This window comes from Rhizobium sp. KNZ14-9A, assembly GCF_056755015.1.
This window is the reverse complement of record NZ_JBPGXB010000002.1, coordinates 3,372,255-3,388,827: the sequence shown is the minus strand read 5'-3', so window position 1 is coordinate 3,388,827 and position 16,573 is coordinate 3,372,255. Positions and strand designations below refer to the sequence as shown.

The window sequence follows — 16,573 nt, the reverse complement described above, 5'->3', positions numbered from 1 at the left end:
TACGCTAGATAATCACGCTTTCCGTTGCCGGCGGCGCTTCGGATCGATGCTTTCTCAGGAAATCGATGAGCGCGCGCAGCTTTGCAGGCACCCGCCGGCGATCCGGATAATAGAGTGTTAGGCCGGACAGCGGCGGGCTCCAGTCGGAAAGGATACGAACCAGCCTGCCGTCATCGAGAAAGCGCTCGATATAGCCGTTGATCATGTAGGAAATGCCGATCCCATCGAGTGCTGCTTGGGTCAGTGCAGCGGAATCGTTGAGGATCAGCCGCGGATGGAGCGTAATATCGATGCGTTCGCCATCCTTCTCGAATTCCCAGCGTTCGACCTGGCCGCTCGTCACGAAACGAAAGCCGATGCAATCGTGATGCAGCAGGTCGCGTGGATGTTTCGGTACTCCGCGGCGGCCGAGATATTCCGGCGAGGCGATGACATGGGCGCTGATAGGCGGGCCGATCGGAATGGCCACCATGTCCTTTGCCACCGTCTCTCCGAAGCGGATGCCGGCGTCGAAGCCTTCCGCGACGATATCGTTCATCGAGGCTTCCATCTTCACCTCCACCTGAATGTCGGGATATGCATCCAGAAAATCACGGAGCAGCGGCTGGATGGCGATCATGTAGCCGGCACGGAGCACATTGAGCCGTAAAAGGCCCGCCGGCTTGCCGACATCCGCATCGAGATCCTTGCTGGCGGCAGCAAGTTCATTGAGGGCAGGCAGCACACGCTCCAGATAGCGGCTGCCGGCTTCCGTCAGGCTGACGCTGCGGGTGGTGCGGTTGAAGAGCGGCAGACGCAATCGGCTCTCCAGCTTGCTGATCGTCTGGCTGATGGCCGACGGCGATACGCCAAGCCTAATGGCGGCAGCCGAAAAGCTCTTTTCCTCGGCGACAACGACAAAGGTCACCATGCCGTCAAGCATGTCCTGGCGCATTCCATTCTCCGTTTTCAAGACCGAGATTAATAAGTTTTTCTAAAAAGGTCATTGCCATTTAATGAGCTTATCGAAATTATCTCCGCGGCCTAACTTCCCCTCCACCAACAGCCAGACGGAGTGAAGGCCATGACAACAAGGGCTAGGATCCTTTTCATTACAGGTGTTTCCACCGGTTTCGGCCGCGCCCTTGCGGAGGCTGCCCTCACCGAAGGTCATAAGGTGGTCGGCACTCTTCGCAACGAAGAATCCCGCAAGGCATTCGAGGCGCTGAAGCCCGGCTTTGCTTTCGGCAAACTACTCGATGTCACCGACACCGCCGCGATCGCGCCTGTCGTCGCCGAAATCGAAAAAGAGATCGGCCCGATCGACGTTCTCGTCAACAATGCCGGCTATGGCCATGAAGGCCTCGTCGAGGAATCGAGCATGGAAGATCTGCGCCACCAGTTCGAGGTCAATGTTTTCGGTCCGGTGGCTGTCATGCAGGCGGTACTGCCCTATATGCGCAAGCGCCGCAGTGGGCATATCCTCAATGTCACCTCGATGGGCGGGATCATCACCATGCCAGGCATTGCTTTCTATCATGGCAGCAAGTTTGCCCTCGAGGGCATTTCGGAAAGCCTCGGCAAGGAAGTCAGAGCTTCGGCATCCATGTGACGGCTGTCGAGCCCGGCGGTTTCCGCACTGATTGGGCCGGCCGCTCGATGGTGCGTGCGGAGCGTTCGATCGAAGATTATGATGAGGTCTTCGAGCCCTTGCGCCAGCGCCGGCTCGAACGCAACGGCAACCAGCCGGGCGACCCCAAAAAGGCCGCGGCCGCGATGCTGACGCTCATTGCATCCGATAATCCGCCGGCCCATCTCTTGCTGGGGCGGGACGCGATCAGCCTCGTTCGTGAGAAACTGGGCTCTCTCAAGAGCGAATTCGACGCCTGGGAGCAAGTCTCCAGCTCCACCGATTTTGAGTGATTTGATTGACCAAGAGAGGAAAATACGATGACTGATTACAACGCAGCGAAATCCGGCACCTTCAAGATTGGTGGCGATATGGAGGTCAACCGCCTCGGTTTCGGCGCCATGCGCATTACCGGCGACGGCATCTGGGGCGATCCCAAGGATCATGCAGAATCGATCCGCACACTGAAACGTCTGCCGGAACTCGGCATCAACTTCATCGATACGGCCGATTCCTATGGTCCCGACGTTTCCGAATGGCTGATCAAGGAAGCGCTTCACCCCTATAAGAAGGGTCTCGTCGTCGCCACCAAGGGCGGCCTCACGCGCCACGGTCCGAATATCTGGCTGCCGCTCGGCCGTCCGGAATATCTGATCCAGCAGGTGCACAAGAGCCTGCGCAATCTCGGCGTCGAGCAGATCGATCTCTGGCAGCTGCACCGCATCGACCCCAAGGTTCCGGCCAAGGAACAATTCGACACCATCAAGTCGCTGCTCGATTCCGGCCTGATCCGTCATGCGGGCCTCAGCGAAGTCTCGGTCTCCGATATCGAAGCCGCTTCCAAGGTCTTCAAGGTCGCAACGGTCCAGAACCGCTACAACCTCGTCGACCGCACCAGCGAGGATGTGCTCGACTATTGCGCAAAGCACAATATCGGCTTCATCCCCTGGTATCCGCTGGCGGCCGGCGATCTCGCCAAGCCGGGCTCGCTGCTCGACACGATCGCCAAGAAGCACAATGCCGCCCCGAGCCAGATCGCGCTGGACTGGGTCCTGAAGCGCAGCCCCGTCATGTTGCCGATTCCCGGCACCTCCAAGGTCAAGCATCTGGAAGAAAACGTCGCGGCCGTAAACATCACGCTGTCGGACGAGGAATTCAAAGCCCTCGATGCCGAAGGCAAGAAGCTCTTCAAGGCTACCTGATAAACATAAAATCAGTCGTGAAACGGCCGCGGTTTCAGCCGCGGCCGTTTTCGTTTCGCGCCGCGCCGTCATTTCCCGCGCGATATCGAGAAAGGCGCAGCGTTGGTGGCATTTGCCGGTGGCCGGAATGATAGAGGCACAGGCCCGGGGAGGGCGTCCTGCGACATCGGTCCCGACATTTTGTCTTGGACGATCAGGCCTATATCGACTTCATGCGCGAGCATTTTGCCCAATAATTTGACCAGCTGATCAAAGATGCCGCAAAATGAGGCGCAGACGTGACCTCAGGGAGGCAAGCATTGCGTCCAATGCATTGCTGCATTGCGGTATTTTCGCTGTTCCCCATCAAATGAATTGGGTATTAATAATCACGAAGGCAGCGCACTCCTCCTCCCAGCGCTCCTTCATCGGACTGACAACACTCCTCCTCCCAGTTGTCAGTCAGGATCAAGAGCCCGGTGCACCTCCTCCCGCGCCGGGCTCTTTTCTTTTCCGGGTCATGCCTATCCCAAACTTTCGTAAAATTGACTCTCTCGCTGGCCTCGGACTATCTGGAGGCGCGCGGCAAGCGCATGTCGGTGGCTTGGCGCGATGACGCCTGAACCTGCGGAGTAGTCATGATCGGCGGATGCGGCGTTTCGCGCAAAGCCCTCACAGCCCTGCTCGTCCTGTGTATTAGTCTTGCATCCTGCGGGCGGCCGATCGGTGTCATGCAGGCGGCCGGCACGGTTCCTCCGGGCACATCTCGCGTCGATCTGCTGGTTGCCACAACCCGCGCTGCGGACAAGGATCCCGGCGTTCTTTTCTCCGGCGAGCGTGGCACCGGCCTGATGGTCAATGCTGTCGATATCTCCATTCCGCCGGAAGCCAATCGTAAGGTCGGGCAGGTGCAGTGGCCCTCCCGCTTGCCTGCCGACCCGCTCAAGAATTTCGTGACGGTGGCGGTTGATCCACTCGATGGCGAGAAGGCTGGTGAAAACTGGCTGAAGACGCATATGCCTGGGAGCAAGCGTGTCCTCATCTTCGTTCATGGCTTCAACAACCGCTACGAGGACGCGGTCTATCGTTTCGCGCAGATCGTCCACGATTCGCATGCCGATGTTGCGCCCGTCGTTTTCACCTGGCCTTCGCGCGCCAGCATCTTCGACTATAACTACGACAAGGAAAGCACCAACTATTCGCGCGATGCGCTGGAAGAGCTGCTGCGGCGCACGGCCAACAATCCGGCCGTTGGCGACATCACCGTCATGGCCCACTCCATGGGCACGTGGCTGACGGTTGAGGCCCTGCGCCAGATGGCGATCCGCGACGGCCACGTTGCCTCCAAGATCAACAACGTGATCCTTGCCTCACCGGATCTCGATGTCGACGTGTTCGGCCGCCAGTTTATGAGCCTCGGCAAGGACAAGCCGCATTTCACCATCTTCGTCTCCCAGGATGACCGGGCGCTGGCGCTTTCGCGCCGCATCTCCGGCAATGTCGATCGCCTCGGCCAGATCGATCCTTCCGCCGAACCCTATCGCAGCAAGCTGGAAGCGGCTGGCATCACCGTGCTTGACCTTACCAAGCTGAAGACCGGCGATCGCCTGAACCATGGCAAGTTCGCCGAAAGCCCTGAAGTGGTGAAACTCATCGGTGACCGGCTGATCGCCGGCCAGACCATCACCGATTCCGAGGTCGGCCTTGGCGAGGCGGTCGGTGCTGTCGCGATCGGCGCGGCCCAGACCGCCGGCAGCGCGGTCAGCCTTGCAGTCAGCACGCCTATCGCCATTTTCGATCCCCGCACCCGCCGCAACTATGACGACCAGGTGCGCCGTCTCGGCCAGTCAATGAACAATACCGTGGGTTCCGTGGGCGATAGCGTCGGCGCCGGACTGCCGGAAGATGCTCAGTAAAAAATCATAGGCATTCGCTTCGTTGTGATATATCACATCTCCAACGGCATCGACTCTGCCGTGCGGTGGACAAGACATGGCGAATGAAACGAATAAGACGGTAGCCGTCGTCGGCGCCGGTGTGATCGGCGCTTCGATTGCTTTCGAACTGCAGCGGCGCGGCTTTCAAGTAACGCTGATCGACAAGGGTGAGCCGGGCAGGGGAACCTCCTACGGCAATATGGCGAGCATCGCGCTCGACTTTGCAGCCGGATCCGGTCCGTCGACCTGGAAGAAGCTGCCGCGCTGGTTGATCGATCCGGAAGGCCCGGTCTGGCTGCGGCCAGGCTATGCGCCGAAAATCCTGCCCTGGTTCCTGCGCTTCCTCGCTGCCGGTCGTCCCTCGCGCCTGAGGGAGATCGAGGATGCGGGTATGAGCCTCTCCAGGATCGCGCTCGGCGATTTCCGTGCCATGCTCGATGCCATCGGGGCGCCTGAGCTGATGACCGACGAAGGCTGCCTGGCGATCTACGAGACGGAAGCCGAATTCGATGCCGATCGCGGCCATCTCGAGCTGATGCGGCGTTACGGCCTGGATTTCGAAGTGCTGAGCAATGGTGCGATCCAGTATTACGAGCCGACGCTGTCGCCGAAAGTCGCCAAAGCCGTGCTGATGCCGGACAACAAGTCGATCCGCGATCCCTATAAGCTCGTCGTCAAGCTTGCCGATGCCGCCAATGCTGCCGGCGCCACTTTCGTCTCAGGTCAGGCAAAGGGCGTGGAGCGCAAGGCTGACGGCAAGACCGTTGTCCTTCTCGACAATGGCAGCCGTATCGAAGCCGATAAGGTTATCCTCGCAGCCGGCGTCCACACGCGCTTTCTCGCGGAAGGCCTCGGCGAGCCGATTCCGCTTGAAACCGAGCGCGGCTATCATACGCAAATCATGCAACCCGGTATTTCCATGCGCTATTCGGTCATCTGGCCGCATCGCGCCTTCATGGTCACGCCGACGGCGGGCGGCATCCGTGTCGGCGGCAATGTCGAGCTCGCCGGCCTGACGGCCGCGCCCGATTTCCGTCGTCCGCGCGTGCTCGTGCGCCATGCGCAGCGCATCCTGCCCGATCTCAAGGTTCAGGACACCAGCGAATGGATGGGGCACCGCCCGGCGCTGCCGGATACGATCCCGATCATCTCGCCCTCATCGAAAATGCCTGGCGTCTTCTATGCCACTGGCCACGGCCATCTCGGCCTGACCTATTCGGCAACGACAGCGCGGCTGATCGCGGATATGGTGGCAGGCGTTAAAACGTCAGTTGATATCAAGCCATTCCGCATCAACAGGTACTAAGGACTGGTCATGGCCGGGGCCTTCGTCACCCGCAAAAATATCCGCGTCGATGGCGGCATCGCGCGTCACGTCCGATTTGGAGTTTGAAAGATGAGATGGAAGCGCACGATCCAGCTTCTGGATGTTCATGCCGAAGGTGAAATCGGCAAGGTGGCGATCGGCGGCGTGCCGAAGATTCCGGGCGAGACGGTTGCCGCCCAGCTTCACTGGCTGAACACCGACCCCAAGGGGCAGGAGCTTCGCCGCTTCCTCTGCCTCGAGCCGCGCGGTGCACCGATCGGCTCCGTCAACCTGTTGCTGCCGCCGAAGCATCCGGACGCGGATGCGGCCTTCATCATCTTGCAGCCTGATCAGGCACATGCGAGCTCCGGCTCGAACTCCATTTGTGTCACGACCGCTCTCCTGGAATCCGGCATCGTCGAGATGAAGGAGCCGGAAACCATCGTCACGCTGGAAACCGCAGCCGGTCTGGTGAAGGCGACGGCCACTTGCCGCGACGGTCGCTGCGAGAAGGTGAAACTCACCATGGTGCCGTCCTTCGTCCACGAGCTTGATGTCGAGATCGACACCCCGCATTGGGGAAAGATCAAGGCCGACATCTGCTATGGCGGCATCTTCTATGCGCTGGTCGATGTCGGCCAGATCAACCTGACGATCGAGAAGGCCAATGCCGCAGCACTGGTGCAGGCCGGCATGATCCTCAAAGAGCTGATCAATCGCAATATCCACGTTGTGCATCCGGAAATCCCGGCAATCTCGGGCGTCGCCTATGTCATGTTCCGCGATATCGAGACCGATGGCACGGTGCGCACCTGCACGACCATGTGGCCGGGACGCGCCGACCGGTCGCCCTGCGGTACAGGCAATTCGGCCAATCTCGCGACCCTCTACGCCCGCGGAAAGGCCAAGGTCGGCGATGTCTTCAAGTCGAAGTCGATCATCGGCTCGGAATTCGAGGTCGGTCTGCAGGGAGTGACGGAAGTCGCCGGCAAACCGGCTGTCATCCCGACGATCACCGGCCGCGGCTTCACCTTCGGCCTGTCGCAGGTCGCACTCGACCCCTTCGATCCGCATCCCCTCGGCTTTGCGCTGACGGATGTCTGGGGGCCGTCGGCCGGCGAGATCTAGAGCAATTCCAGCAAAAGCGCGCAGCGGTTTTGTGTCTGGAATTGCTCTGCGGCAGACCTCAATAGACGAAGGGATCGACTTCGGCCTTGACGGGGTCGTCATCAGCCGAGGGATAGATTACGCCCTTGCGCAGGATGATATTGGCATAGAGCCGCGGCTCACTGGTCTGGATGACAGCATGGGCCGCCCGCACGCGGCCATAGAAATCCTGCCCGACGAGTGGAATGACCTCGCGATCCGGCTCGTGCTTGGCGCAACAGGCGATCATTTCCTCGTGCACCGGATCGAGCTTGTCGCGCTCGGCCTTCACGGTCGAGCGGAAGATCGCTTCGTCCACAAAGTCGTCGATCGGCAGCACGCTCAAAACGGCATCAAGAACCGGGATGAGATGGTGCCCGTCGAGCCGAATCAGCCGCCGCGCATGCTCGATACCCGGATAGTTGCCGTCGACGATGGCGATTTCATCGCCATGGCCCATGCCGCGCAACGTCGCGAGCAGGTCCGGGCTCAGCAGCGGGTCAAGCCCTTTCAGCATTGTCGATCTCCTTGAAAAGCACATTCTGGTCTGTGAGATAACGCGCAAAGATCGGCAGGCTGGCGCCGCCGATGGCGCGCGCCTGTGCGCCGACCACGCCTTCGACGATATCGGGCATGACGACGCCTTGCAGGTCGAGCTTTTCAGCTTCGTAGATCGTCGCCTGCACGATGCGCCGGCGCACCCAGTCGGGAAAGCCGCCATCGATGACAGCGGCACTGAAGTCGATGATCGAGGCGGCAGCCACGATCGCCTGTGCCAGCGCCTTGGCCGTATCCTGGATCCAGGCCTCCATCGGCTCGCCGAAATCCACCCAGTCATCGGCTGAATACCAGAGGGGCGAAGGATCTATGTCGCGCTCGCGCAGCATGTTTTCCAGCACGAAGATGGAAGCGATCTCCAGAAGCTGCAGTGTCTCGCCGTTCTTGCCGCGCACAGGCAGCGGACCGATGGCTCCTGCCGTTCCCGTCTTGCCGGAAAAGATCGCTGAATTCAGCACGATCCCGCCACCGATGAAGGAGCCGATGAAGAAATAGACGAAATCCGGATAGGACGGACCGATGCCGAACACCAGTTCTGCACCGCAGGCGCTGGTCGCGTCGTTCTGCAGGAAGACCTGATAGGATACCTGCGTGGCGATTTCTGACTGCAGGTCGAAATCGCGCCAGACCTCCATCGCGCCCTCGGGTGCGCCTACTTCATCGGCCCAGTTCCAAAGCTCGAAGGGCGCCGCGATGCCGAGGCCGGCGATGCGGCTGCGCTCACGCTCGTCGAGCTTGCCTTCCAGCTCCTTGATCCCGTGGGTCACGAAAGACAGGATCTCGTCGGGCAGGGGATAGGCATAGATTCTGTGCAGCTGCAGCCGAATTCTGCCGACGAAATCCATCAATACGAGGTCGGCGCTCCGTCGGCCGATCTTCACGCCGAAGGAATAGACGGCATCCGGATTGAGCCGCATGGGTATGGATGGCTGGCCGACGCGACCGCGGATGGGCTCGCCACGCGAAAGCAGCCCTTCCTTCTCCAGCACCCGCATGATGACGGAGACGGTCTGGGCAGACAGCCCGCTACGACGTGCGATATCGGCCTTCGACAGGGCGCCGTAGAGGCGCACCAGCGACAGCACGAGCCGTTCGTTATAGGCGCGCACCCTGATCTGGTTCGCGCCTCCGGACGGATTCAGAATTGGCAGTGGGGCCGGCATGGAATCCGGACCATCCAAGGACGACATTGGCCACTCCTCCCGATTAACGGCCTATGCCCGATTTCCCGCCAGCATGCCACATCGAATTAATAATTCAATTGGATTTATTTATTGACAAGCAGTTTTCTTTCGCTCTTAATTACCAGCGTCAAGGGCACGGGACGGCTTTTGGAGGGGGCTGATGTCACATTCCGCAAGTCTCGCCGTGCATGAATTCCGGCACCGCCTTGGGGGCGGGCCGGCTAATCTCTGGGAGGAGTTCATGAAGAAATCAGTTCTCGCTTTCGGCGCTCTCGCGCTCGGCGTCGCCTTTTCCGCTCCGGCGATGGCGGCAGATGTTTCTGCATGCCTGATCACCAAGACCGACACCAACCCCTTCTTCGTCAAGATGAAGGAAGGGGCGACGGCCAAGGCCAAGGAACTCGGCGTTTCGCTGAAGTCCTATGCCGGCAAGATCGATGGCGACAGCGAAAGCCAGGTCGCGGCGATCGAAAGCTGCATTGCTGACGGCGCAAAGGGCATCCTGCTCACCGCTTCCGACACCAAGGGCATCGTCTCTTCGGTTAAGAAAGCGCGTGATGCAGGTCTGCTGGTCATCGCGCTCGACACGCCGCTCGAGCCGGCCGATGCCGCCGACGCCACCTTCGCCACCGACAACCTGCTCGCCGGCAAGCTGATCGGCCAGTGGGCCAAGGAAACGCTCGGCGACAAGGCCAAGGACGCCAAGGTCGGCTTCCTCGACCTGACGCCGTCGCAGCCGACGGTCGACGTTCTGCGCGACCAGGGCTTCATGATCGGCTTCGGCATCGACCCGAAGAACCCGAACAAGATCGGCGATGAAGATGATAAGCGCATCGTCGGCCATGACGTGACGAACGGCAACGAGGAAGGCGGCCGCAAGGCCATGGAAAACCTTCTGCAGAAGGATCCTGGCATCAACGTCATCCACACGATCAACGAACCGGCTGCAGTCGGTGCCTATCAGGCACTGAAGGCCGTCGGTATGGAAAAGAACGTGCTGATCGTATCGGTCGACGGCGGTTGCCCGGGTGTCAAGTCGGTCAAGGAAGGCGTCATCGGCGCCACCTCGCAGCAATATCCGCTGCTGATGGCGTCGCTCGGCATCGAGGCGATCAAGAAGTTCGCCGACAGCGGTGAAAAGCCGAAGCCGACTGAAGGCAAGTCCTTCTTCGACACCGGCGTCTCCCTCGTCACCGACAAGCCGGTCTCCGGCGTCAAGTCGATCGACACGAAGGAAGGCACGGACAAGTGCTGGGGCTAAGCCCTGCCTGAATAAGTGCAGAGTGGCCGGGGCTTGATCCCCGGCCGTTTTGGGCGGACCATATGCCGTCGCCCGACAAACCGGCTGAACAAAGACCGGAAAACGATCGGCGACGGCTTTCGCGTGAGTTCGGCGCGCGGCTGCGAAGGAGGAACAATGACCGGAGCACAGGAATTTGAACGCGTCCTCGACGAAAGCGACAAGAGCGTCGCCTCGTTCGAGCACGAGAGTGTCTCGCTGATAAAGCGCGCGCAGCATTTTCTGCACTCGACACCGGCCGCCGTGCCGCTGATCGTGCTGATATTGTCGATCGTTATCTTCGGATTGGCGATCGGCGGACGGTTCTTCTCGTCCTATACGCTGACGCTCATCCTGCAGCAGATCGCCATCGTCGGTATTCTGGGAGCTGGCCAGACGCTGGTCATCCTGACCGCCGGCATCGATCTGTCGATCGGCGTCATCATGGTCATCTCGGCCGTCATCATGGGCAATGTGGCCATCACCTATGGCATCCCGACACCGATCGCTGTTATCGCCGGCCTCATCGTCGGTGGCCTCTGCGGATTGCTGAACGGGTTCCTCGTCGCCTTCATGAAGCTGCCGCCGTTCATCGTGACACTCGGCACGTGGAATATCGTCATGGCGACGAATTTTATCTATTCCGCCAATGAGACGATCCGCGATACCGATGTCGACGAACAGGCGCCGCTGCTCCATCTCTTCGCCACAAGCTTCAAGCTTGGCAGCGCAGTGCTGACCCTCGGCGTGATCGCCATGGTGCTGCTCGTCGTGCTGCTCTGGTATGTCCTCAATCACACCGCCTGGGGCCGGCATGTCTATGCCGTCGGCGATGATCCGGAAGCTGCCAAGCTCTCCGGCATCCAGACCAAGAAGGTGCTGCTGACCGTTTACACTATATCCGGCGTCATCGCTGCCTTCGCCGCCTGGGTCTCGATCGGCCGCAACGGCTCGATTTCTCCGTCTTCGGCCGTCACGGACTATAACCTCCAGGCAATCACCGCGACTGTTATCGGCGGCATCTCGTTGTTCGGCGGCCGTGGCTCCATTCTCGGCACGCTCTTCGGCACCATGATCGTCGGCGTCGTGTCGATGGGGCTCAACATGCTCGGCGCCGACCCACAATGGAAAGTCCTGCTGACAGGCGTGCTGATCATTGCCGCCGTCGCTATCGATCAGTGGATCAGAAAGGTTTCGGTGTGATCATGGCTGGCGAACCCATTCTCACCGCCCGCGGCCTCGTCAAGCGTTATGGACGTGTGACAGCGCTCGATAACGCCGATTTCGACCTCTATCCGGGCGAAATCCTTGCCGTCATCGGCGACAACGGCGCCGGCAAATCCTCGCTCATCAAGGCGATATCGGGCGCAATCACGCCCGATGACGGGGTGATCACCCTGGAAGGCCGGCAGGTACAGTTCAGATCGCCGATGGAAGCGCGCGACGCGGGCATCGAAACCGTCTATCAGAACCTCGCCCTTTCGCCGGCACTGTCGATCGCCGACAATATGTTCCTCGGCCGCGAGATCCGCAAACCGGGTCCGCTCGGCTCCTGGTTCCGCATGCTCGACCGTCCGACGATGGAAAAGCAGGCACGCAGCAAGCTTTCCGAACTCGGCCTGATGACCATCCAGAATATCAACCAGGCAGTGGAAACGCTCTCCGGCGGCCAGCGTCAGGGCGTGGCCGTTGCCCGTGCCGCTGCCTTCGGCTCAAAGGTCATCATCATGGACGAGCCGACTGCCGCTCTCGGCGTCAAGGAAAGCCGCCGAGTGCTGGAACTCATCCTCGACGTGCGCGCCCGCGGCATTCCGATCGTGCTCATCTCGCATAACATGCCGCATGTCTTCGAGGTGGCGGACCGCATCCATATCCATCGCCTTGGGCGCCGCTTGACGGTCATCAACCCCAAGGAATACACGATGTCCGATGCCGTCGCCTTCATGACCGGCGCCAAGGCGGTCCCTGCGGAGCCAGTCGCTGCATGAATGCAAGAATAGACGAAATTGTCGGCGAGGTTCTAAACCGCGCCGGCAACACGAGGCGCTTTCTCATCGCGATCGCCGGGCCGCCCGGCGCCGGCAAATCCACCATGGCCGACAATGTCGCCAGCGCCCTGAAGGCCAAGGGCGAGAGTGTCTCGGTGCTTCCCATGGATGGCTTCCATATGGACAACGCCATTCTCATCGAGCGTGGTCTGCTGGCCCGCAAGGGCATTCCGGAAACCTTCGATGTGCGCGGCTTCCTCGATATCGTCAAAGCCGTGCGTCCCGCCGATCAGGAGGTCCTCGTTCCCGTCTTCGACCGTTCGCGTGAGCTTGCCATCGCCTCCGCCCGGCCGATCGATCCCCAGGACCGCTTCATCATCATCGAGGGCAACTATCTGCTCTTCACGCTGGGCAAATGGGCCGAACTCGACGGTATCTTCGATTACACGATCATGCTCGCCCCGCCGATGGAGGTGCTGGAAGAGCGCCTCTGGGATCGCTGGCGCGGCTACAAGCTGACTGAGGAAGAAGCGAGCGCCAAAGTCTATGGCAACGACCTGCCGAACGGTCGCCTCATCCTCGAAAATCGCCGGCCTGCAGACATCACATTGGAAATCGCGCTGGCCTGAACAGTTGTTTCCGTACCGGTGTTGATGCTATCGAGGCGAAACCCGCATCGCTTCGGAGGCTCCCATGCAATCGATCACAATCCGCCGTCCTGACGACTGGCATCTGCATCTGCGCGACGGCGCCATGCTGGAAGGTGTGATCGGGGATACGAGCAGCACCTTTGCGCGCGCCATCATCATGCCGAACCTGGTGCCACCCGTCGTCACGACATCAGATGCGACCGCCTATCGCGAGCGCATCATGAAGGCGCTTCCGGCTGGCCATCGCTTCCAGCCGCTGATGACGCTCTATCTCACCGAGAATACGAGCCCCGATGACGTGGAAGAGGGAAAGAAGAGCGGCCTCATCACCGCCGTGAAACTCTATCCCGCCGGCGCCACGACGAATTCACACGGTGGTGTGCGCGACATGGAAAAGGCCATGCCGGTGCTGGAGCGCATGGCCAGGATCGGCCTGCCGCTCTGCGTTCATGGCGAGGTGACGACACCTGATGTCGATATCTTCGATCGTGAGGCCGTCTTCATCGAGACGGTGCTCGACCCGCTGCGCAAGCGCCTGCCGGAGCTGAAGGTGACGATGGAACATGTCACGACCGCCGATGGCATCGACTACATCAAGTCGGCCAAGGCCAATCTCGCGGGCTCTATCACCACCCATCACCTGATCATCAACCGCAACGCCATCCTCGTCGGCGGCATTCGCCCGCATTATTACTGCCTGCCGGTCGCAAAACGCGAGAACCACAGGCTGGCGCTGCGGGCCGCGGCGACGAGCGGCGATGCTAGGTTCTTCCTCGGCACGGATTCAGCGCCCCATGTCGACCCGCTCAAGGAATGCGCCTGCGGCTGCGCGGGGATCTATACCTCGATCAATACGATGAGCTGCCTTGCCCATGTGTTCGAGCAGGATAGTGCGCTCGACAGGTTGGAGGCCTTTGCCTCCCTGAATGGCCCGGCCTGGTATGGGCTGGCGCCCAACGAGGAACGTATCACGCTGGAGCGGCAGGCCGAACCCGTGGTCTTCCCCGCCAGGATTGAGACCGGCGCCGGTCCGGTTACCGTCTTCGATCCGATGTTTGCACTGCATTGGCAGATCAAAGCCTGAGAAAAGACGTTGCGGGCTTAAATATTATTCTTCTTATAGTTGCTGCCGAATGTTGAATTTATAACGCCCGGCTGCGAAATCCATGTTTTTTTAACGGAATGCGTAAGACATTCGTCAGCAATGACGAGATAGATTTCAGAACGTTATCGGCGCGGCAAGAGCCGCGGAGATTTAAAGCATGATGCTTGACTATAATTCATTGCTGCTGGCGCTTGGCGTTTCAGCAAGCTGCCTTGCTGTGACGCTCACGGGAAGTTGGCTCGCGCGCCGGGCCGAAACCTTTCTTCTCACCGGCGCATTCGGCCTCGTTCTCGTTGTCGCCGGCATTTTTGCCTATGCCTTCTATGTAGAACAGCCCGAGCGCATGCTTGGTGTCGGCAATTTCGTGCTGTTTCACGCGGGTTTCGCGACCATCTGGGGCGCTGGCTATCAGTTCCGCACCGGCAGGCTCCCAATATCAGGCATCGTCGTCCGTGCACTTGTCGCCATGGCCACATCCGTTCCGCCGATGATCGCCGGGCTGGATGGTCTGGCCTTCATGGCCGATAATCTCGCTATCGCCTTCCTGCTCTTCGCGACCGCCTGGCAATATTGGCTCGACCGCGCCGAAGCACCTGCGCCTATATCAGGCATTACCGCCCTCTACACATTGACGGCGATTTCCTTCGTTCTCTGTGCCGCCGTGTTGATCTGGGATGGCAAACTGGTGCTCGGGGCCGCCCCCAGCAATTGGGCGGAAGACCTGAGCCTTGCCATATGCATTGCCGGCATGACCGGCATCGGCGCCCTGTCGCTGGCGCTGCATCAATGGCGGCTTGCCGCCCGTCACCGCATGGATGCGATCACCGATCCGCTGACCGGCCTGCTGAACCGCCGCGCTCTGTTCGATCAATATGGCGTCCGCACCATGGGCGTTTCGACCGCCGTCATCGTCTTCGACATCGATCATTTCAAATCAGTCAACGACCGCTATGGCCATGCGGCCGGTGATCATGTCCTGAAGGTCTTTGCAGGCGAACTCTCGGCCAATTGCCGTAGCGGCGATACGGCCGCCCGCCTCGGCGGTGAGGAATTCGCGCTCGTGCTGAAGGAAATCATGCCCGGCCGCGCCGAGCTTGCCGCTGAGCGCATCCGCAAGGCTTTCGAGGAGCGCGATATCTATATCGACGATGAGGTGCTGAAATGCACCGTCAGTGTCGGTGTTGCACCTGGTCGCTCCAAGCCGCTGGATTTCGATGCCATGCTGGGGGAGGCTGACAAGGCGCTCTATGTCGCAAAACGCGCCGGCCGCAATCGTGTCGAACTCGCCAGCCACCTGCATTCGGTACCGTCAGGGGATGCGCGATCGGCCTCTTGATCCTTCTCCTGACCTTTCGTAAGCTCACAGCCGGCCGGATGCAGCCAGCCGCCCCGCGATGCGCAAGCATTATGGTGAAGGCATCCAAATCCAGTTTCACATCCTTGCTCTTGGCAATCGATGGCGAACGGGTCAGCAGACGCGGGCACTGATCTTCCTGTTTGCCGCCAACGGAGAAGGATGAACCATGCGCGATTTTCGCGATGCCAAGCTTATGGCAAAAACCCTGCGTCAGGCGCTTGCCGACCGCGATATTTCCCTCACCCATAGCGAAACCCTGGAGATTGTCGCCAGACAATTCGGCTTCGACCAGTGGAATATTCTCTCCGCAAAACTGGATGACACCAAAGGCGTAAAATCGGCTGTAGGCATCGAGCCACCGGTGCCGATCTTCCGCATCTTCTCGGTCGAAAAAGCCATGGAATTTTATTGCGGCTTCCTGGGCTTCACGCTCGACTGGGAGCACCGTTTCGGCGAGAACTCCCCGCTTTATTGCCAGGTCTCGCGTGAAAGCATGCAATTACATCTGAGCGAGCATTCCGGCGATGCCAGCCCCGGCGCCCGAGCCTTCGTGCGGGTGAAGGATATCAGCGCCTACCAGGCCGAACTCGCCGCCAAGAACTACCGCTATATGAACCCGGGCATCGAGGAAGCGCCCTGGGGCCTCGAAATGGGCGTCATCGATCCCTTCAACAACCGCATCACCTTCTGCCAACAGAACTGAGCAATTACAGCAAAACTGTGCAGCGGTTCTGCGTCGGGAATTGCGTGAAAACAAAGGAAGGGCGGAGGGCATTGCCTCCGCCCTTTTCAGATCAGCATCAGCGCACGGACGAACGCGACCGAGGCCAGCAGCGAGGCGATGGTGCGCACATGGTTCCACCAGGTCCAGTCCCTGAGATAGGTCATCCAGAGCTGCACCGCTTCTGGCCCGTTGCCGCTGACTTTCGCCAGCGCGTCGTTCATCGGCACGTTGAAGACGATGGTCGAGAGGAAGGACGCGATGACATAGAGTGCCGCGCCGGCCAGCATCATAGAAGAGGCGCCGCCGCGCCAGTTTATGAAGGCGAGCACTGCGATCACGACGCAGAGGATCGCCGTCGGCACGAAAAGTAGCATGAAGGGCGAGCGCACGATGGTCACGTTGATGGAATTCATCGCAGCAATGCCCTGCTCGGCCGGGATGCGCGAAAAGGCTGTTATGATGAAGGTGGAGAAGGCAAAGAAGATGCCGGCGACAAGGCCGCTGCCGATCGCTGCCGCAATGAGGGAAATGACGAGAACGATCTGCATG

At 60.2% G+C, this 16,573-nt stretch carries 15 protein-coding genes and 1 pseudogene; 12 read left to right on the top strand and 4 right to left on the bottom strand.

The window, feature by feature from the left end; all coding sequences use genetic code 11:
- Nucleotides 1-4: 4 nt before the first annotated feature.
- Complete coding sequence (locus tag ACR9ZQ_RS23590) at nucleotides 5-934, bottom strand: LysR family transcriptional regulator (RefSeq protein WP_310379139.1); 930 nt, start codon at nucleotides 932-934, stop codon at nucleotides 5-7.
- A 129-nt stretch (nucleotides 935-1,063) separates the two neighbouring features.
- On the opposite strand from ACR9ZQ_RS23590, the pseudogene ACR9ZQ_RS23585 reads away from it, so the two are divergent.
- From ACR9ZQ_RS23585 to ACR9ZQ_RS23565, 5 genes and pseudogenes are all read left to right on the top strand, one after another.
- Nucleotides 1,064-1,902 (top strand): annotated as a pseudogene (locus ACR9ZQ_RS23585) (oxidoreductase).
- Nucleotides 1,903-1,929: 27 nt separating this feature from the next.
- Nucleotides 1,930-2,811: an aldo/keto reductase gene (locus tag ACR9ZQ_RS23580; protein ID WP_481428897.1), complete on the top strand. Its 882-nt coding sequence runs from the start codon at nucleotides 1,930-1,932 to the stop codon at nucleotides 2,809-2,811.
- A 617-nt stretch (nucleotides 2,812-3,428) separates the two neighbouring features.
- Nucleotides 3,429-4,706 carry an alpha/beta hydrolase gene (locus ACR9ZQ_RS23575; protein ID WP_310379132.1) on the top strand — a complete coding sequence of 426 codons (1,278 nt, stop codon included), beginning with the start codon at nucleotides 3,429-3,431 and terminating at the stop codon, nucleotides 4,704-4,706.
- 76 nt (nucleotides 4,707-4,782) lie between these two features.
- Entirely contained in the window at nucleotides 4,783-6,033 is a 1,251-nt protein-coding gene (locus ACR9ZQ_RS23570; protein ID WP_310379129.1) for an NAD(P)/FAD-dependent oxidoreductase, read from the top strand.
- Between the two features lie 90 nt (nucleotides 6,034-6,123).
- Nucleotides 6,124-7,161, top strand: a complete 1,038-nt coding sequence (locus ACR9ZQ_RS23565) for a 4-hydroxyproline epimerase (RefSeq protein ID WP_310379127.1) — start codon at nucleotides 6,124-6,126, stop codon at nucleotides 7,159-7,161.
- Nucleotides 7,162-7,219: 58 nt separating this feature from the next.
- Here the strand turns inward: ACR9ZQ_RS23565 and ACR9ZQ_RS23560 are convergent, their stop codons facing one another.
- Together ACR9ZQ_RS23560 and ACR9ZQ_RS23555 are read right to left on the bottom strand one after the other, a co-directional pair.
- Nucleotides 7,220-7,696: an RbsD/FucU family protein gene (locus ACR9ZQ_RS23560; protein WP_113322873.1), complete on the bottom strand. Its 477-nt coding sequence runs from the start codon at nucleotides 7,694-7,696 to the stop codon at nucleotides 7,220-7,222.
- On the bottom strand, nucleotides 7,680-8,927 hold the full coding sequence (locus tag ACR9ZQ_RS23555; protein ID WP_310379122.1) for an ROK family transcriptional regulator: 1,248 nt from the start codon (nucleotides 8,925-8,927) through the stop codon (nucleotides 7,680-7,682). Before ACR9ZQ_RS23555 ends, ACR9ZQ_RS23560 begins: the two co-directional genes overlap by 17 nt.
- Before the next feature lie 235 nt (nucleotides 8,928-9,162).
- Between ACR9ZQ_RS23555 and ACR9ZQ_RS23550 the strand changes: the two genes are divergently transcribed.
- The 7 genes from ACR9ZQ_RS23550 to ACR9ZQ_RS23520 all read left to right on the top strand — a co-directional run bounded on the left by ACR9ZQ_RS23550 (nucleotide 9,163) and on the right by ACR9ZQ_RS23520 (nucleotide 16,003).
- Nucleotides 9,163-10,182 carry a sugar ABC transporter substrate-binding protein gene (locus tag ACR9ZQ_RS23550; RefSeq protein WP_037071865.1) on the top strand — a complete coding sequence of 340 codons (1,020 nt, stop codon included), beginning with the start codon at nucleotides 9,163-9,165 and terminating at the stop codon, nucleotides 10,180-10,182.
- Between the two features lie 156 nt (nucleotides 10,183-10,338).
- Nucleotides 10,339-11,403 carry an ABC transporter permease gene (locus ACR9ZQ_RS23545; protein WP_113322875.1) on the top strand — a complete coding sequence of 355 codons (1,065 nt, stop codon included), beginning with the start codon at nucleotides 10,339-10,341 and terminating at the stop codon, nucleotides 11,401-11,403.
- Nucleotides 11,404-11,405: 2 nt separating this feature from the next.
- A complete protein-coding gene (locus ACR9ZQ_RS23540; RefSeq protein ID WP_113322876.1) occupies nucleotides 11,406-12,188 on the top strand; it encodes an ATP-binding cassette domain-containing protein in 783 nt (260 codons plus the stop codon).
- Nucleotides 12,185-12,817: a nucleoside triphosphate hydrolase gene (locus ACR9ZQ_RS23535; RefSeq protein ID WP_113322877.1), complete on the top strand. Its 633-nt coding sequence runs from the start codon at nucleotides 12,185-12,187 to the stop codon at nucleotides 12,815-12,817. Before ACR9ZQ_RS23540 ends, ACR9ZQ_RS23535 begins: the two co-directional genes overlap by 4 nt.
- Before the next feature lie 64 nt (nucleotides 12,818-12,881).
- Nucleotides 12,882-13,922, top strand: a complete 1,041-nt coding sequence (pyrC, locus tag ACR9ZQ_RS23530; RefSeq protein WP_113322878.1) for a dihydroorotase — start codon at nucleotides 12,882-12,884, stop codon at nucleotides 13,920-13,922.
- Nucleotides 13,923-14,100: 178 nt separating this feature from the next.
- Complete coding sequence (locus tag ACR9ZQ_RS23525) at nucleotides 14,101-15,279, top strand: GGDEF domain-containing protein (protein WP_310379114.1); 1,179 nt, start codon at nucleotides 14,101-14,103, stop codon at nucleotides 15,277-15,279.
- A gap of 187 nt (nucleotides 15,280-15,466) precedes the next feature.
- Nucleotides 15,467-16,003, top strand: coding sequence for a glyoxalase superfamily protein (locus tag ACR9ZQ_RS23520; RefSeq protein WP_310379112.1), 537 nt, complete (start codon nucleotides 15,467-15,469; stop codon nucleotides 16,001-16,003).
- 86 nt (nucleotides 16,004-16,089) lie between these two features.
- On the opposite strand, the gene ACR9ZQ_RS23515 is transcribed toward ACR9ZQ_RS23520, so the two are convergent.
- Nucleotides 16,090-16,572, bottom strand: a complete 483-nt coding sequence (locus tag ACR9ZQ_RS23515) for an anthrone oxygenase family protein (protein ID WP_310379110.1) — start codon at nucleotides 16,570-16,572, stop codon at nucleotides 16,090-16,092.
- Between the last annotated feature and the right edge of the window lies 1 nt (nucleotide 16,573).

Bases quoted from the DNA above. Each gene is read 5' to 3' on its own strand.
- ACR9ZQ_RS23570 (WP_310379129.1), top strand. From the start codon at position 4,783: ATGGCGAATGAAACGAATAAGACGGTAGCCGTCGTCGGCGCCGGTGTG.
- ACR9ZQ_RS23535 (WP_113322877.1), top strand. From the start codon at position 12,185: ATGAATGCAAGAATAGACGAAATTGTCGGCGAGGTTCTAAACCGCGCC.
- pyrC (WP_113322878.1), top strand. From the start codon at position 12,882: ATGCAATCGATCACAATCCGCCGTCCTGACGACTGGCATCTGCATCTG.
- ACR9ZQ_RS23580 (WP_481428897.1), top strand. From the start codon at position 1,930: ATGACTGATTACAACGCAGCGAAATCCGGCACCTTCAAGATTGGTGGC.
- ACR9ZQ_RS23520 (WP_310379112.1), top strand. From the start codon at position 15,467: ATGCGCGATTTTCGCGATGCCAAGCTTATGGCAAAAACCCTGCGTCAG.
- ACR9ZQ_RS23545 (WP_113322875.1), top strand. From the start codon at position 10,339: ATGACCGGAGCACAGGAATTTGAACGCGTCCTCGACGAAAGCGACAAG.
- ACR9ZQ_RS23515 (WP_310379110.1), bottom strand. From the start codon at position 16,572: ATGCAGATCGTTCTCGTCATTTCCCTCATTGCGGCAGCGATCGGCAGC.
- ACR9ZQ_RS23565 (WP_310379127.1), top strand. From the start codon at position 6,124: ATGAGATGGAAGCGCACGATCCAGCTTCTGGATGTTCATGCCGAAGGT.
- ACR9ZQ_RS23525 (WP_310379114.1), top strand. From the start codon at position 14,101: ATGATGCTTGACTATAATTCATTGCTGCTGGCGCTTGGCGTTTCAGCA.
- ACR9ZQ_RS23540 (WP_113322876.1), top strand. From the start codon at position 11,406: ATGGCTGGCGAACCCATTCTCACCGCCCGCGGCCTCGTCAAGCGTTAT.
- ACR9ZQ_RS23555 (WP_310379122.1), bottom strand. From the start codon at position 8,927: ATGTCGTCCTTGGATGGTCCGGATTCCATGCCGGCCCCACTGCCAATT.
- ACR9ZQ_RS23575 (WP_310379132.1), top strand. From the start codon at position 3,429: ATGATCGGCGGATGCGGCGTTTCGCGCAAAGCCCTCACAGCCCTGCTC.
- ACR9ZQ_RS23590 (WP_310379139.1), bottom strand. From the start codon at position 934: ATGCGCCAGGACATGCTTGACGGCATGGTGACCTTTGTCGTTGTCGCC.
- ACR9ZQ_RS23550 (WP_037071865.1), top strand. From the start codon at position 9,163: ATGAAGAAATCAGTTCTCGCTTTCGGCGCTCTCGCGCTCGGCGTCGCC.
- ACR9ZQ_RS23560 (WP_113322873.1), bottom strand. From the start codon at position 7,696: ATGCTGAAAGGGCTTGACCCGCTGCTGAGCCCGGACCTGCTCGCGACG.